14 protein-coding genes are annotated in these 14,127 nt (G+C 71.1%); 5 read left to right on the plus strand and 9 right to left on the minus strand.

Annotated elements, in window-relative coordinates:
* Positions 1-140: 140 nt before the first annotated feature.
* Positions 141-1,088, minus strand: coding sequence for a phosphotransferase (locus SALPAC6_RS0117545; RefSeq protein ID WP_026189784.1), 948 nt, complete (start codon positions 1,086-1,088; stop codon positions 141-143).
* On the minus strand, positions 1,085-1,666 hold the full coding sequence (locus SALPAC6_RS0117550) for an HD domain-containing protein (RefSeq protein WP_018254676.1): 582 nt from the start codon (positions 1,664-1,666) through the stop codon (positions 1,085-1,087). Before SALPAC6_RS0117550 ends, SALPAC6_RS0117545 begins: the two co-directional genes overlap by 4 nt.
* Before the next feature lie 36 nt (positions 1,667-1,702).
* On the opposite strand from SALPAC6_RS0117550, the gene SALPAC6_RS0117555 reads away from it, so the two are divergent.
* A complete protein-coding gene (locus tag SALPAC6_RS0117555) occupies positions 1,703-2,161 on the plus strand; it encodes a hypothetical protein (RefSeq protein WP_018254677.1) in 459 nt (152 codons plus the stop codon).
* Here SALPAC6_RS0117555 and SALPAC6_RS0117560 read toward each other — a convergent pair.
* Complete coding sequence (locus SALPAC6_RS0117560) at positions 2,158-2,760, minus strand: hypothetical protein (RefSeq protein ID WP_018254678.1); 603 nt, start codon at positions 2,758-2,760, stop codon at positions 2,158-2,160. The two genes, SALPAC6_RS0117555 and SALPAC6_RS0117560, sit on opposite strands and share 4 nt — an antisense overlap.
* Positions 2,761-2,952: 192 nt before the next feature.
* Between SALPAC6_RS0117560 and SALPAC6_RS0117565 the strand changes: the two genes are divergently transcribed.
* Both SALPAC6_RS0117565 and SALPAC6_RS0117570 read left to right on the plus strand, forming a co-directional pair.
* On the plus strand, positions 2,953-4,155 hold the full coding sequence (locus SALPAC6_RS0117565) for a helix-turn-helix domain-containing protein (protein WP_018254679.1): 1,203 nt from the start codon (positions 2,953-2,955) through the stop codon (positions 4,153-4,155).
* A 26-nt stretch (positions 4,156-4,181) separates the two neighbouring features.
* Complete coding sequence (locus SALPAC6_RS0117570; RefSeq protein ID WP_018254680.1) at positions 4,182-5,009, plus strand: TIR domain-containing protein; 828 nt, start codon at positions 4,182-4,184, stop codon at positions 5,007-5,009.
* An 84-nt stretch (positions 5,010-5,093) separates the two neighbouring features.
* Here the strand turns inward: SALPAC6_RS0117570 and SALPAC6_RS0117575 are convergent, their stop codons facing one another.
* Together SALPAC6_RS0117575 and SALPAC6_RS28045 are read right to left on the minus strand one after the other, a co-directional pair.
* Positions 5,094-5,327, minus strand: a complete 234-nt coding sequence (locus SALPAC6_RS0117575) for a winged helix-turn-helix domain-containing protein (RefSeq protein WP_018254681.1) — start codon at positions 5,325-5,327, stop codon at positions 5,094-5,096.
* 194 nt (positions 5,328-5,521) lie between these two features.
* Complete coding sequence (locus tag SALPAC6_RS28045) at positions 5,522-5,758, minus strand: GntR family transcriptional regulator (RefSeq protein WP_026189785.1); 237 nt, start codon at positions 5,756-5,758, stop codon at positions 5,522-5,524.
* 333 nt (positions 5,759-6,091) lie between these two features.
* On the opposite strand from SALPAC6_RS28045, the gene SALPAC6_RS26240 reads away from it, so the two are divergent.
* Entirely contained in the window at positions 6,092-6,451 is a 360-nt protein-coding gene (locus SALPAC6_RS26240; protein ID WP_033666382.1) for a DivIVA domain-containing protein, read from the plus strand.
* A gap of 30 nt (positions 6,452-6,481) precedes the next feature.
* Here SALPAC6_RS26240 and SALPAC6_RS0117590 read toward each other — a convergent pair whose 3' ends face one another.
* The 3 genes from SALPAC6_RS0117590 to SALPAC6_RS0117600 form a co-directional block, all read right to left on the minus strand.
* Positions 6,482-7,381: an ABC transporter permease gene (locus SALPAC6_RS0117590; RefSeq protein ID WP_026189787.1), complete on the minus strand. Its 900-nt coding sequence runs from the start codon at positions 7,379-7,381 to the stop codon at positions 6,482-6,484.
* Positions 7,381-10,233, minus strand: a complete 2,853-nt coding sequence (locus SALPAC6_RS0117595) for an alpha/beta fold hydrolase (RefSeq protein WP_018254684.1) — start codon at positions 10,231-10,233, stop codon at positions 7,381-7,383. Before SALPAC6_RS0117595 ends, SALPAC6_RS0117590 begins: the two co-directional genes overlap by 1 nt.
* Before the next feature lie 117 nt (positions 10,234-10,350).
* On the minus strand, positions 10,351-10,986 hold the full coding sequence (locus tag SALPAC6_RS0117600) for an SAM-dependent methyltransferase (protein WP_018254685.1): 636 nt from the start codon (positions 10,984-10,986) through the stop codon (positions 10,351-10,353).
* Between the two features lie 230 nt (positions 10,987-11,216).
* Between SALPAC6_RS0117600 and SALPAC6_RS0117605 the strand changes: the two genes are divergently transcribed.
* Complete coding sequence (locus tag SALPAC6_RS0117605) at positions 11,217-13,532, plus strand: AAA family ATPase (protein WP_018254686.1); 2,316 nt, start codon at positions 11,217-11,219, stop codon at positions 13,530-13,532.
* Here the strand turns inward: SALPAC6_RS0117605 and SALPAC6_RS0117610 are convergent.
* A complete protein-coding gene (locus SALPAC6_RS0117610) occupies positions 13,526-14,035 on the minus strand; it encodes a GNAT family N-acetyltransferase (RefSeq protein WP_026189788.1) in 510 nt (169 codons plus the stop codon). The genes SALPAC6_RS0117605 and SALPAC6_RS0117610 overlap by 7 nt on opposite strands.
* Positions 14,036-14,127: the final 92 nt, after the last annotated feature.

A 14,127-nucleotide genomic window follows, 5' to 3' on the forward strand; every position in this document is an offset into this window, starting at 1 on the left:
ACCGCGGTCGAAGCGAGGCGACAGTCGGTCCCGGCGATCGGCGGCGCGAACGTAGCCAGTTCTCGGTGATGCCGGCGGCATCACCGAGAACTGGTTCTTCAGCCCCAGACTGGGCGGACAACCCACCTTTCGGCCCCTGCTCAAGAGCTCCAGGCTGCGCGCTCGTCGCCACTCAGCAGCCGGGCTGCGCTGGTGACCTGTCGGCGGATGATCTGTTCCACGCGAACATCGTCGGCGTCTTCGTCGCCGGATGTGGCGAGGCGTAGGAACCAGGCGGTGCTCCAGAGGCGGTGCCAGCCCAGCGCCCAGACACCGGCGGGTCGTCCGCCGCGAGGGTCGAGCACACGTGGGTCACCACCTGCGTTGATGTAGGCGTGGAGCTGGTTGTGGATTCGGGCGGGGTCGGGTGGCTGTCGGGTTCCTTGCCAGGCCGCGAGGTCGAAGATGCCTGGTCCGACAAAGGCCATGGCGAAGTCAATCACGCGTAGGCCGGTGCTTCCGATGTGCAGCGCGGTGGGGTGGAACTCGCCGTGCACGACGCCGAACGGCGGGGTTTCGGCACCGGCCGCCAGGTGTGGGGCATCCCTAGCGAGGAGTTCCAGGGGCCGCAGGAGGTCCGCGGCGGTGGCGAACCGGCCACCGGCGCGCAATCCGGTGAGCAGTGCGACCGCATGGGACGGGATGTCTGCGAGTTGGGCTTCGCCCCATACGGGCAGGCCACCGGGCTTGATCGTCGTTTGATGCAAGGCTGCGGCAGCTGCGGCACCGTCGATGTCATTGGGCTGGCGGACGGGCTCCCCGAGATCTTCCATGATCATGATCAGCTTGTTGTTGTGGATTGTTGCTGCGTGTACGGCGGGCACGGGCGCACCGGCGTGGGCTGCGGCCGTCAGTACCTGGGCCTCCCCCATGAACGGCGCCGTGGCGTATTTGACGATCACGGTGTGGCCGTCGGCCAAGGTGAGCCGTTGCACTCCGGACAGTTTCCATACCCGGATAGCCGCACGCCTGGTGGGGATGGCGAGGCCGGCACGCTGACACAGGTCCTCGCAGACCGCGTCGAGCTGGGGCACATTGAGTGTGCTCATGCTCTGGGGACGGTCGCCGTTGCCTGGGCCAGGTCGGCCAGGGCCGCGTCGAGGGCCAGGCTGAGGGTTGTGGGCACGGCGCCGATGCTCGTGCGCTGGTAGGTGTGGAAGAAGGCGAGCAGGTCAAGCAGCGGGCGGCGGCGGACGAAGAACGCGGTGACATCGCCGAACAGGTCGGCTCGCCGCAGCAGCGACCGCAGGGCCACGACTTTGTCCGCCGTGGACAGCAGCATGAGGTGGCTGTCAGCGAGGTCGGGGATGAACGGCGTTCCATGGTCCATGGCGTCGTGCTCGGACTGCATACCCCGAATCAGTCGGCGGACCTCCGGGCTGAATCGGTACTCAAGGAAGTGGTCGAGCTTCAGGGACACGGGCGCGAATTCGGGCGCGTCATGTAGCAGCGCGGCGGCCACGACATCGACATCCACGTCAGGTCGGTGTGCGCCGACAGTGACGGCGACTCTGGCGGCGTGGGTGAGCGCAGGCCGGTCGTCGATCGTGCGCCCCGCGCACCATTGCTTGGCCACGGCCAAGGCGTCCTCGATGATCGGCGCCCGGGGCAGTGCGAGAATCGTCATCGCCAATACCTCCTGTTCAGCCCGTACGATGTGGGGGTGGAGTTGGACGGTCCGCTGGAGCGCTGGTGCGAGGAGACGTGCGGGATCTGCCCCGCGCAGACGCTCGCGCCCGGTCGGTTCGATGTCGTCGCCCGGCCGGCGAACGAGTTGGCGTTCAATCGGCAGCTCGGCTGGCGGGCAACCCCGTCGGGGACCCCGGTGTGCGTGCACCCGTACCGGGTGGGGATGCCGCCCGGGGCTTACGCGTCGGCTGGTGAGCCGTTGCCCGACCTGGCGACTCTGCAGGTCTTTGAGCCACCGGAGGAAGCGCTGGTGCTGCCCGATTCGCTGGATGATCTGAGTGCGTGGATGGTGGCGCATCTGCGGAATACCGATCCGGATCGGATCTTCAGCACGGTGGCTCGGCTGGAGCAGGCTGCTGGGGAAAGGTTCGCACCCGGCGAGGTCGTGAAGATCCTGCGCCGGGTGCTGTCAGTCGAGATGGCCAGGGTCTAGACGGCCGCCGGCTTGGGGTCGTCGGTGAACATGGTGTCGAAGTCGATGTCGTGGGACCGGCCGCCCGCCGTGATGCCGACGGCGCCGTACAACTCGTTGAGGTGGGCGATACGACGGTTGGTCTCGCGGGAGTCGAGCCAGTAGCGCAGCGGCTGCTCGCCCCAGCCGGCCGCGGCGTAGTACACGTCGGTGACACACCCACGGGTGTAGGTGAAGTCCTCCAGGTCGGTGTCGTGCGGGAACAACACCCCGAGGTCGCGCTCGATCCACGACATGACGGTGTGCTGGGCCAGGACGGCGTGGACCATGTCATCGACGGGCAGCGGCAGCAACAGTTCGGCGGCCTGCTCGTCGCCGCCCGACAGCTCGAACACGGCAGCCTTGAGTGCGAGCGCCCGCATGGCCTCGACCAGCAGCGGCTGCCCGTCCGAGTCCAGGTTGAACCGGCTGACCGAGGGCATGCCCGTGTACGTTGCCCAGCACGGGCTGTACTTCATGCTGCTGGTCGTGAATCGCTCCCAGAGATCGTGAGCCTGCATCTGGCTCAGGATCTCTGCGGCGCGGGTACCAACGGCCGCGGGATCGAGTGTGGTCTTCATGTCTACTCCTTTGCTTTCGCCAACAGGTCCGGGTGCAGCGGCCTGGAGGCTTAGTCACGGACCGCCACGTCCCGTGACCCGACGGTAAATCCATCGATCGGTGTAGCTGGTGCCAACTGGCACCACAGCGTCTACGCTGGTAGCAGGCCATAACCGAAGAAGTCGATCATTCACAGGGGAAGGAGACGTGCGATGCGGCCACCGCGACTGATCTCCGACGAACCGATCGGCGAGCGCATCAAGCTGCTTCGCCAGCAGCGCGGCTGGTCGATCCGCTACGCCGCCAGCGTCACCGGGATCAGCCACACCACCTGGTCTCGCATCGAGAACGGCCTACGGTCGGCCGACAACCGGTTCGTCCTCGCCGAGATCGCCACCGCACTGCGGGTGCCGCTGTCCGACCTGACCACAACCGGGGTACTACCCGGTGACAAGGGTCAATCCCGCGACGCGATTCACGGCATCACCAAGGCAATCATCGAAGCCGACCTCGACTACCCAGCCACCGTCGCGGCCGGGCCGCTGCAGCCGCTGCTGCACCAACTCGACACCGTGACCGCGCTGCGGTTCGGCTGCGACTACCTCGGCACCGCCCGCCTACTCCCCGACCTCCTGGCCGGTCTGCACGCCGCAGCCGCCGGACACGAACGCACCGAAGCACTCAAGGCCCTGGTCTTCACCGCCGACGCGGCCTCATTCGTCATCCGATACCTCGGCGAACCCGCCTCCGCCGTACTCGTGGCCGACCGCGCCCGGCAAGCCGCGACCGCACTGGAAGACCCGATCATGCTGGGAATGGCCGCCTGGTCGCAGGCCCACGCCGCCAGCGGCATCGGCCTCTACACCCGCGCACAGATCATCGCCGATAAGGGCACTACTGCGCTGCAAGGGCATCTATCCCAGCCCGGCTGCCTCGAGCTGCTGGGACAACTGGTTACCGTGTCCGGGTTCGCCAAGTACGCCCAGGGCGACATCAGCGGTGCCGCCGCCGCCGTCACCGAGGCCGCCGATATCGCCGAACGCACCGGCCAATCCGACGCGCTCGGCTTACACTTCGGTCCCACCAACATCGACTTCTGGCGCATCAGCATGGAAGCCGACGGCAACGACCCCGGCCATGCCGTGCAGATCGCCCGTGGCGTTACCCCACACCTTGTACCGGCCGTGTCCCGGCAGGCCGCGTTCTACATCGACCTCGCCCGCGCACTGTCGAATACCGGCAAGGACATCGAGGCAGTGCGGATGCTCCTGGTCGGCGAACGCCTCGCACCGCAGCGCGTGCGCAACTCCCCGATCGTGGCCGAAACCCTGCGCGGCGCCTTGGACCGGGCCCGACGTGGCTCTGGCTGGGCAGAGCTGCGCGGCCTGTGCGAACGTGTCGGCATCCCGCTCTGACCAGTCACCCAGCAGAAGGAGAGCCCGTGGGAAAGACGGTCGTGGTGTACGCCGGCGAGCAACCCCCCGACAGTTGGCAAGCATCCGTGTTCGTCGCCGGGCCGATGCCCCGCGATCCCGACGCGCCGTCCTGGCGACCCGACGCGCTGCGCCTGCTCGCCGACGGCTGGACCGGGCCAGGAACCCTCGTCGTGTTCGTCCCCGAGGCACGCGACCGCCACCAGCCACAGCCCGGCTACATCTCCCAGAACTGGGAGGAACGCTGGATGGCCATCGCCGACGTCATCCTGTTCTGGGTACCACGCCGGATGCCCGACCTGCCGGGGCTGAACACCAACATCGAGTACGGGCGGACGGAAGCCTCCGGCCGCGTCGTACTCGGCCTACCGCCCGACGCGGTCAGCGTTCACTACCTACGCCGCGGGGCTGAGGCCCACGGCGTCCCCGTCCGCGACACCCTCGACGCCGCCATTGACGCCACCCTCGCGGCGATCGGCGACGGTGCACAGCGCAACGGCGCGGACCGTGACGTGCCGCTACTAGTCTGGCGTACGGCCGCCTTCCAGACCTGGCGCAGCCGCCGCGAACTGACCACCGCCCGGGTGCTGTGGACATGGACCCCACAGCCGACATTCGCGCTAGCCGCCTGGGCAATCCAGGTCCAGGTTCCGCTGGACGACGGCGACGTACACACAATGCTAATCACTACGACCGGCAACGGCCCGACGACCGAAACCCCAATCGCCGATGGCGTAGCCCCGCGCCAACCCTCCCCCAGCCGGTTCAGACACCAGGCCCAACAGGGCTCGCCGAACCGTGTCGGAGGTGACACAGCAGCTCCGCACAGGAGCTGATCCGGCAGGCGGTACGGCAGTGGCAGCCACCCTTGCCGGGCCAGGTATGAGGCATGACCACATCCCACGTGCTACCGGACCGCGCTACCCCAACTCGGGACGCTCCACGACGTACGTTCCCTTGCCCTGGTGCCCCTCGACCAGTCCACGCTCCCGAAGTATGCGCAGCGCGGTTTGGGCAGTAGTGACACTGATCTTGAAGTGGTCGGCAAGCTGCGCGTAGGTCGGCAGCTTGTCTCCAGGCGCAAGCTCACCCGCTCGAATCTGAGCAGTGATCGAATCCACGACCCGAATGTAGTCAGCGGTACGGCGGGACATGACGGTGCACTCCTCGCGTGGTAACTCTCCGCTAGCAAATTTCATGCAACCCTGGACACCGACTCGGCCTGGGAACGCGCTATGTCAGCAACTACACCCTCGACCGGCGACCTAGATTGCAGTCCCCTGCGGCGACCGGTGTCAACAAGGCTCGCCACGGACGGTCGCGAGGTCCGCCGGCGGCATCTAGCGCCTCAACGATCAATCGCTGGCGGAATGGCCACGAAGACGCCCATTCCCTGCCTACCCAGTAACTCGCCAGACTCAATGAGGATATCGACTGCTTTGCGCACTGTGACTGGACTCGTCTCATACTGGTCCGCAAGTTCCCGCGTGCTGGGCAATTTGTCACCAGGCTTGAGGATGCCCGCCTTGATCCGAGCGCGAAGGTCATCTCGGATGACTCTCCAGAGCGGGACGGCATGAGGCATAAGTTCATCTGACCACTCGCATTTTTGATCATGGTCGACAACCTTGTCTTTAACTGCATTGCTTGTAAAGTGTGCTACTGTCAGCTTCGGATTGAACACGAGCGACAAGTAGCGGGGGCGACAGTGTGTCTACCTGGGCCGACGGCCAGCGCTACCGGGGCGATCGAGCAGGTGACGGCGTACCCACACGGGATGTGTCCCGCCGTTTCTTCTGCCACCGCTGCTGGGGCGGAGGGGCGAGGTAGCGCAGACGTGCTGGATCTGGGCGCCGACGCCCTGAACACCAGACGCCCGCTCGCGAACGTGTGCGACGTGGGAAAGGGCCCGGGGCGGGTGCCGGGCTCCGGCCGGTACGCCACGCGCGGACGTGCCGGTCGCCCCCGCCCGCCTCGGCGCCGCCCCCGACCCAACCTCGACCGAGAGGACGTGACCGCCATGATCTACCGAGCCCGACGCCTGTTCTCATCCCAGGTTCGCGCCGCGACCTTCGCCCGGCGACGTTGGCGCGGCCTGGACCCCGAGCAGGTGTACGCCTATCTCGACCGCGTCGCCGACGAGCTGGAACGACTCACCCGGGAGGCGACCACCGCCCACGCCGAGGGTGAGCTGATCCGGCAGGCGTTGCGGCAGTGGCAGTCCCGACACACCGACTGCCAGCCCGCCACCACCCCGAACAGCCGATGGCACCGCTGAGCGCGGTGGACCGACCGCATCCGCGTGCCGTCAGGACACGACGTCCTTGCGGGTGAAGCGCCAGAAGGCCAGGCCCCAGAAGAGCGTCGCGTAGCTGATCGCCGAGATCGCTCCCCGGACCACGTCGTCGGTCTGGATCGGTGTCGACAGCAGACCCAGCCAGGCGGTGCTGTAGTGGGTTGGCAGGAAGGCCCGCAGCACGCCGAGGGCGGTGATCTGGTCGAGGATGCTGGACAGGATCCAGAGCAGCACCGCCCCGCCGACCGCGCCCAACGCGGCGTCCGTCGACACTGACAGCAGCACGGCCAGACCCGCCACCACCAGCAGGACGACGGCCAGGTAGCCGAGCACCGCCAGCAACCGCAGCAGCCCCTCCCCCGGCTCAAGCTGGGCGGCGACCGTGCTGCGCAGCGGGCCCCACCCGTACCGCACGGTGCCGAGCAGCAGCGCGGTGCCGGTGATCAGGAGCAGCGCCAGCGCCGAGTAGGCGAGCGCCACCAGCAGTTTCACCGCGAGCAGCCGGGCCCGTGGCACCGGCACGGCGAGCAGGTACCGCAGGCTGCCCCAGCTCGCCTCGCTGGCCACCGTGTCGCCGCAGAAGAGCGCCACCACGACCACCAGCAGGAACGACGCGGAGACGAAGAGGGTGAAGAGGGTGAAGTTCAGTCCGCCGGAGGTGGCGAACTCGACCAGGCTGCCGAACTCGCCGCGCCCGTTGTCGTCATCGCCGGAGTCGAACTGGAACGCGATCAGGATGATCAGCGGCAGCAGCACCATGAAGCCCAGCGCGAGCTGGGTCCGTCGCCGCGACGCCTGCCGCCGGAACTCGGCCCGCAACGGCAGCGTGGCGGAGGGCTGGTAGCCGGCCGCCGCGCCGGACGGGGTGCCGCCGGAGTCGCCCGCACCGGGCTCGACCGTCGTCTGCGCCATCATCGATCCCCGCTTCCCCGAGAGTTCTCGCCGACCAGGGCCAGGAACGCGTCCTCCAGGCGCCGCCGGGGCACCACCCGGTCCACCCCGATGCCGGCCCGCACCAGCTCGGCGACCACCTCGCTGCGGGCGGTGCCGTTGGTGTCCACCACGAGCTGCCCGTCGCCGTCGGGCAGCACCGAGACGCCCGTCAGCCGATCCAGCACCTCCCGCGCGGCCACCGGGTCGGTGACCTCGAGCAGGACGCTCGGCGACTCGCCGACGATCTCCTCGACCGGGCCGGACGCGACGATCTGCCCCTTGGTCACCACCACCGCGTGGGTGCAGGTCTGCTCCACCTCCGCGAGCAGGTGGCTGGAGACCAGCACCGCCCGGCCGTCGGTGGCGTACCGCCGCAGGACCCGGCGCATCTCGGCGATCTGCGGCGGGTCCAGGCCGTCGGTCGGCTCGTCGAGCACCAGCAGCTCCGGTAGGCCGAGCATCGCCTGCGCGATCGCCAGGCGCTGCCGCATGCCGTGGCTGTAGGTCCGAACCTTCCGGTGCACCGAGGTGCCCAGCCCGGCGATCTCCAACGCCTCGTCGACATGCGCGTCGGCCCACGGCCGCCCGGTCGCCCGCCAGTACGCCGTCAGGTTGTCCAGCCCGGAGAGGTGCGGCAGGAAGCCGGGGCCCTCCACCAGGGCCCCGATCCGGGACAGCACCGGGGCGCCCGGCACCAGCCGGTGCCCGAAGACGTAGACCTCGCCGGCGGTCGGCTGGGTCAGCCCCATCAGCACCCGCAGCGTGGTGGTCTTGCCCGCGCCGTTCGGGCCGAGCAGGCCCACCACCTGCCCGGGGTGCACCTCAAAGTCGACGTGGGAGACGGCGACGAAGCCGTCCGCGTACTCCTTGCGCAGTTCCCGGACGGCGAGCGGGACGCCCGCGTACGCCGGGTGGACCCGGCTCTCCCGACGCCGGTGTCGGCGGCGGAGGACGACGATGACCACGACGAGCCCGACCACGATCGTGGCGAGCAGCCCGGCGAGGACCCAGCGCCAGACGACGGCGTCGGTGGGGATCGGCTCGCTGGCGACCGTGGGCAGGGTCACCGCCCCACTCGCCAGGGCCACGCTGTAGACGGCCGGTTCGACCGGGGTGGCGTACGCCTGGTCGGAGGTCGCCACCACGACCCGAAGCCGGTGCCCGGCCTCGATCCGGCGGACGATCGCCGGCAGGGTGACGGTGACCGGTTCGGCGTCCTCGACGGCCGCCGGTAGCCCCTCCAGCCGGATCGGCGCGACCAGCCCGTTCGGCAGGGTCGCTGACCCGTCACCGGCAACGTCGTAGAGCTTGACGAAGAGTACGGCCGTGCCGGTCGGGGACGCGGCTCGGATGGAGACAGTCGGCGCACCGACCACGTCCACCGCCGCCGGCAACGGTGCGGACTCGAACCGGGCGTGCTGGCCGGGGATGTCCCCGGCCACCCCGTCGAGCAGCGACGAGAGCTCCCCGGCGAAGGGCACCGACGAGATCGCGGCCGGGTTGCCGGCCGGCGGGTTGGCGACTGACTGCGCCGGACCGCTCACCGACACCGGCTGCTGGCCGGTGCCGTCAATGCCCGGGTAGCCGGTGGCGCGGAAGCCGCTGGCGACCAGACCCCGGTCGAGGGCGTCGAACCCGGCGATCCGGGAGAAGGTGAAGTCGTCGGCCGGGGCCGCTCCCTCGCCCTTGACGTAGTGGTCGAGCCACCGCGCGGTCAGGTGCCGTACCCGGTCCGAGTCGGTCGTCGGGCCGTCGCCGCCGTCGTGCCCACCGGTGAACCAGGCCACCTGGACCGGGGTGCCGGTCGCGGCGATCTCCCGGGCGCTCGCGTCCGCCTCGGCGAGCGGAAAGAGAGTGTCGGCCGCCCCCTGCACCAGCAGCGTCGGCGCCTCGACCCGGTCGAGTTTCCCGGCCGGGCTGGAGCGGCGCAGCAGCGCGACGGCGTCCGGGTCGGCCCGCCCGGTGGTGGCGATCCGCAGGTACGCGGCGCACACGTCGGCGGCGAACCGCCCGCAGGAGGGGTCAATGGCGCCGGCCGTGGTGGCCGCGTTCTCCGGGAGGGAGCCGCCCGGGACGGAACCGCCACCCGGGGCAAGGCCGCCGGCCGGGCCGGAGCCACCGAGGGGGGCGGGGCCGGGGTTGCCGCCGCTGCCGAAGAAGAGCCCGGCCCAGCCCTTCTTGAACACCCCCTGCTCCGGCCCCTCGCCGCTCTGCTCCGGCAGGAAGGAGCGGGCGAGGTCGTTCCAGGTGATCATCGGCACGATCGCGTCGACCCGCTGGTCCTGCGCGGCGAGCAGCAGCGCCAGCGCGCCGCCGTAGGAGCCGCCGACCACGCCCACCCGCGGGTCACCGGCGGCGTCGGTGAGGACCTCGGGGCGGGCGGCCAGCCAGTCCAGCAGGCGCTGCGCGTCGCGGACCTCGTAGTCCGGGTGGTCCAGGTGGATCTGCCCGCCGCTGCGGCCGAAGCCCCGCGCGGTCCAGGTCAGCACCGCGTACCCGCGGTCGGCGAAATCCTCGGCGTCGGCGCGGACCGACTCCTTGGTGCCGCCGAAGCCGTGCCCGAGCAGCACCGCCGGCACCGGGGCGTCGGCGGCCGCGGCGGGGGGCAGATACAGCGTGGTGTCCAGCTCGACCGGCTCGTCGCCGCTCGGCCCGGACCGGACGGTGATCAGCGCCGCCTCGGTGCGCAGGTCCGGTTCGGCGGGTCGGAGGGTACCGGCGACTCCGGCGGCGAGCAGGACGACGACCACCACCGCCGTCGCCGCGGCCAGCGCACGCCGACGGGTGGGCAGGGCGCGCCGGATCCACGCGGCCGGTGACGGCGATCTCATGCGGCACACGCTACGGGGGGAGAGCTGAGGATCGCCTGAGTGAACACAGAACGCCCCACTGTCGGCGGAGAGCACCGGGCCGTCGCCGGGCTGGGCGTCGGCCCGGTGCTGTCACCGTCAACGACTGCGGCGGGCGGTGAGCACGGTGTCGTGGATGGTCACCGGCGTGCCGTCCGGTGTGGTGGCGGCACGCGGGCGGGCGGCCCGGGTGCGCACCTCCCAGTCGCCGGCGGGCAGGTCCTGCGCCAGCTCGTCGGCCGTGTAGAGCAGGTCGGGTTCCGGTAGTCGGGGCATGGCGGTGTCCAGGTCGCTGGGGTGGTGCCCAACGATCAGCAGGTGGCCGTCCGGGGCCACCCGGGTGGCGAGAGTGGCGAACACCCGCCGCCGCAGCGCCCCGGGGAAGTGCAGGTAGGACGTGGCTACCAGGTCAAAGCGGGGGCCGTCGTCGGGCTGCCAGTCGCGAATGTCCGCCCGCTCCCACCGCAGTCGCTCGGCCAGGGAGGCGGGTACACGCTCGGCGGCGCGGGCGAGGGCCTGCGCGGAGAAGTCAACGCCCGTGACCTGCCAGCCGTGTCCCGCCAGCCAGATGGCGTCCGCTCCCTCGCCGCAGCCCACCTCCAGAGCCGTACCCGGGGCGAGGGAGGCGACCTCCTCGACGAGTACGGGGTTGGGGTCGCCGCTCCACACCTGCCCGCTCGCGCTGTATCGCTGGTCCCAGTAGTCAACGTTGAAGATGGCGTCCAAGTCAGTCATCACAGGTTCCTCTGCCGATCACCGGATCACATGGAAGTGCCACCCTCCGGCAGCACGGGGCAGGCCGCAACCATCCTTGCCAGGTTGGCAAAGTGGGTGGGTGGCCAGCCCCACGCCGAAGCCGGCCGGCGGGTCCACCACGACCAGCGCCGGATCGGGATCGCCGCCGGCTGTCGCGCCACCGCGGCGGTTACCGAGACCCCTTCCGCGTACCGGCTAGGGTTCGGTGGGTGGGGGGACCGGAGCTCGTACTCAACGCCAGCCGACAGCCGGCCGCGCTCGACGCCCGACGGGGCATCGTGCGGCTGCACCCGGAGGTGCTCACCGCGCTCGGGATCAGCCCCGGCGACCCGGTCCGGCTGGCCGGTCGGCGGGTCACCGCCGCCCGGGCCGCGGCGAGTGAGCCGGAGGCCACCCCCGGTGTGCTGTACGCCGATGACCTGACCCTGGGCAACCTCGGCCTGCGCGACGGCGGTGAGGTCACCGTCGGCCCGACCCCTGTCACCGCCGCCGCCCGGGTGGTGCTCACCGGCGCACCGCAGGTGGTCGCGGCCGTCTCCCCGGAGCTGCTCCGGCTCGCACTACTCGGCAAGATGGTCACCACCGGCGACGACATCTCGCTGCTGCCGCAGGAGCTGCCGCCCCAGGAGGCGCTGCCCCGGGCGGTGCTGCCCGACCCAGCGTTACGTGGCCTCCTGACGGCGGCCCGACAGAGCCTGGCCAACCGGGTCGGCTACGCCTGGACCAGCACCCTGCTCACCGTCACCGCCGCCGCGCCGGCGTCGGCGGCGGTGGTGGTCACGATGGAGACCGCCGTCGGGTGGGAGCACGGCCCCGCCACCCACGACCTCGCCGCCCATGACCCTGGCAGCCACGACCTGGTGACGCCCCGGGCGCTCTCCCCCGCCGAGGTGTCGCCCGTGCCCCGGACCGCCGCGGCCGCCGGGGCACGGGATGCCGCGCCGGCGGAGACGACCGACCCGGCCATGCCCACACTGGAGGAGCTACCCGGGCTGCGCGCCCAGGCCGAAGAGCTGACCGAGCTGCTCGACCTCGGCTTCCACCACGGTGCGGTGCTGCGCCGGCTCGGCACCAAGGTGGCGCTCGGCGTGCTCCTCGAGGGCCCGGCCGGGTCCGGCAAGTCCGCGCTCGTGCGCGCGGTCGCCGCCCGGGTCGATGCGCGGGTTCGGCCGCTCTGGGGGCCGGAGCTCGCCGCGTTGACCAACTCGGCCGCCGCCGAGCAGCTACGGACCGCGGCCGCCGCGGTACGCGCCGACGGACCGGCCGTCCTGCTGGTCACCGACGTGGAGGCGCTCGCCCCGGCAGCCGCGCCCGGCCCGGTGACCACCGTCTTCCGCCAGGTGGTGGCCGAGACCGTCGGGGCCGGGGCCGCCGTGGTGTGCACCACCAGCCGCCTCGACGCCGTGGACCCCGCCCTGCGTTCCCCGGACCTGCTCCCGCTGCGGATCAGCGTCCCGCTGCCGGACGCCGCCCTGCGCCGGGAGCAGCTCGGGGTGCTGACCCAACCGGTGCCGCTCGCCGAGGACGTACGGCTGGACGAGGTCGCGGCGCGTACGCCCGGCTTCGTCGCCGCTGACCTGGCCGCACTGGTTCGCGAAGCGGGGGTCCGCGCCGCCCTGCGGCAGAAGACCGTTGAGCAACCCAGCATGACGATGGCCGACCTGCACGCGGCGCTGGCGGTGGTCCGCCCGACCACGATGGCCGCGTCGACCCTGGAGCTGGCATCGGTGACCCTCGACGACGTGGGGGACCTGGCCGAGGTCAAGCAGACCCTGACCGAGTCGGTGTTGTGGCCCCTCACCAATCCGGGCACCTTCGCGCGGCTGGGGGTGCAGCCGCCCCGCGGGGTCCTGCTCTACGGCCCGCCGGGTTGCGGCAAGACATACCTGGTGACCGCATTGGCCGGTTCCGGCCGGGCGAACGTGCTCTCGGTGAAGGGCGCCGAGCTGCTGTCGAAGTGGGTGGGCGAGAGCGAGCGTGCGGTGCGCGAGCTGTTCCGCCGGGCCCGCGAGGCCGCGCCGACCCTGGTCTTCCTGGACGAGGTGGACGCGCTGGCGCCAGTACGCGGTCAGGCCACCGACGGCGGTACGGCCGACCGGGTGGTGGCCGCCCTCCTCACCGAACTGGACGGAGTGGAGTCCCTACGCAACGTGGTTGTGGTCGGTGCGACCAACCGCCCGGACCTGGTCGACCCGGCTCTTCTGCGTCCCGGCCGGATGGAGCGGCTGGTCTACGTCCCGCCGCCGGACGAGGCGGGACGCGCGGAGATCCTGCGGGCGGCGTCGCGCACCGTGCCGCTGGCGCCGGAGGTGGACCTCGGCGCGCTCGCCGGAGACCTGGACGGCTTCTCCGCTGCGGACTGTGCGGCGCTGGTCCGGGAGGCGGCGCTCGCCGCGATGCGCGAATCGCTCGCCGCGGCGACGGTGACCACCGCTCACGTCGCGGTCGCCCGCACCCGCGTACGCCCCTCGCTGGACCCAGCCCAGGTCGCCTGGCTGGCTGCGTACGCGCGGAACCGTCAGTGAACGGTCGGCGTGGCGTCCAGCGACAGCTCCGCGTGGACCTGGCCGTCCGCTTCGCGCAGCCACGCGCCGCAGTTGGTGAGAACGGAGAGCGCACCCCGGTTGTCGGGGGTGGTCGCCGCGACCACGCGGCGCATGCCGACCGCGGCGGCCTTGTTGAGTAGCTCCCGGAGCGCGGCCGACCCGATCCCCCGGCCCCGCGCCGAGCGCCCCAGCCACAGCCCGGTTTCGACCGCTTCCGGCTCGTCACAGCGAGTCATCCGGATCGCCCCGACGACCTCGCCGGCGGCCAGGACGGCGTACATCCGGGTGCGGGTCGGGCCCGGCAACCCGGCGAAGCTGGCCCGGTGGAACTCGCGGAACGCCTCCCGCCGGGCGTGTGACCAGCCGGCCGGGGCCTCGACCGGCGGCATGACATCGGTCGGATCCGCCTCAGCGGCAGCTACGGAGAGCAACGACTCGAGGTTCCGTTCGCTCACCGGCTCCAACCGCACATCACTCGCCACGTGAGGCAGTGTGCCGGGCCAACTGGCGAGCGTCCAGCTCAATCGGGGCGGACTGACGATCCGGACGAAGGGATCGACCGGTCGGCCCTATC

This window comes from Salinispora mooreana (assembly GCF_000379065.1).
GTDB classification, from domain to species: Bacteria; Actinomycetota; Actinomycetes; order Mycobacteriales; family Micromonosporaceae; genus Micromonospora; species Micromonospora mooreana.

Coding starts and splice junctions, on each gene's coding strand:
- SALPAC6_RS28045 (WP_026189785.1), bottom strand. CDS start 5,758: ATGCCTCATGCCGTCCCGCTCTGGAGAGTCATCCGAGATGACCTTCGC.
- SALPAC6_RS0117565 (WP_018254679.1), top strand. CDS start 2,953: ATGCGGCCACCGCGACTGATCTCCGACGAACCGATCGGCGAGCGCATC.
- SALPAC6_RS0117590 (WP_026189787.1), bottom strand. CDS start 7,381: ATGGCGCAGACGACGGTCGAGCCCGGTGCGGGCGACTCCGGCGGCACC.
- SALPAC6_RS0117560 (WP_018254678.1), bottom strand. CDS start 2,760: ATGAAGACCACACTCGATCCCGCGGCCGTTGGTACCCGCGCCGCAGAG.
- SALPAC6_RS0117550 (WP_018254676.1), bottom strand. CDS start 1,666: ATGACGATTCTCGCACTGCCCCGGGCGCCGATCATCGAGGACGCCTTG.
- SALPAC6_RS0117595 (WP_018254684.1), bottom strand. CDS start 10,233: ATGAGATCGCCGTCACCGGCCGCGTGGATCCGGCGCGCCCTGCCCACC.
- SALPAC6_RS0117545 (WP_026189784.1), bottom strand. CDS start 1,088: ATGAGCACACTCAATGTGCCCCAGCTCGACGCGGTCTGCGAGGACCTG.
- SALPAC6_RS0117575 (WP_018254681.1), bottom strand. CDS start 5,327: ATGTCCCGCCGTACCGCTGACTACATTCGGGTCGTGGATTCGATCACT.
- SALPAC6_RS0117600 (WP_018254685.1), bottom strand. CDS start 10,986: ATGACTGACTTGGACGCCATCTTCAACGTTGACTACTGGGACCAGCGA.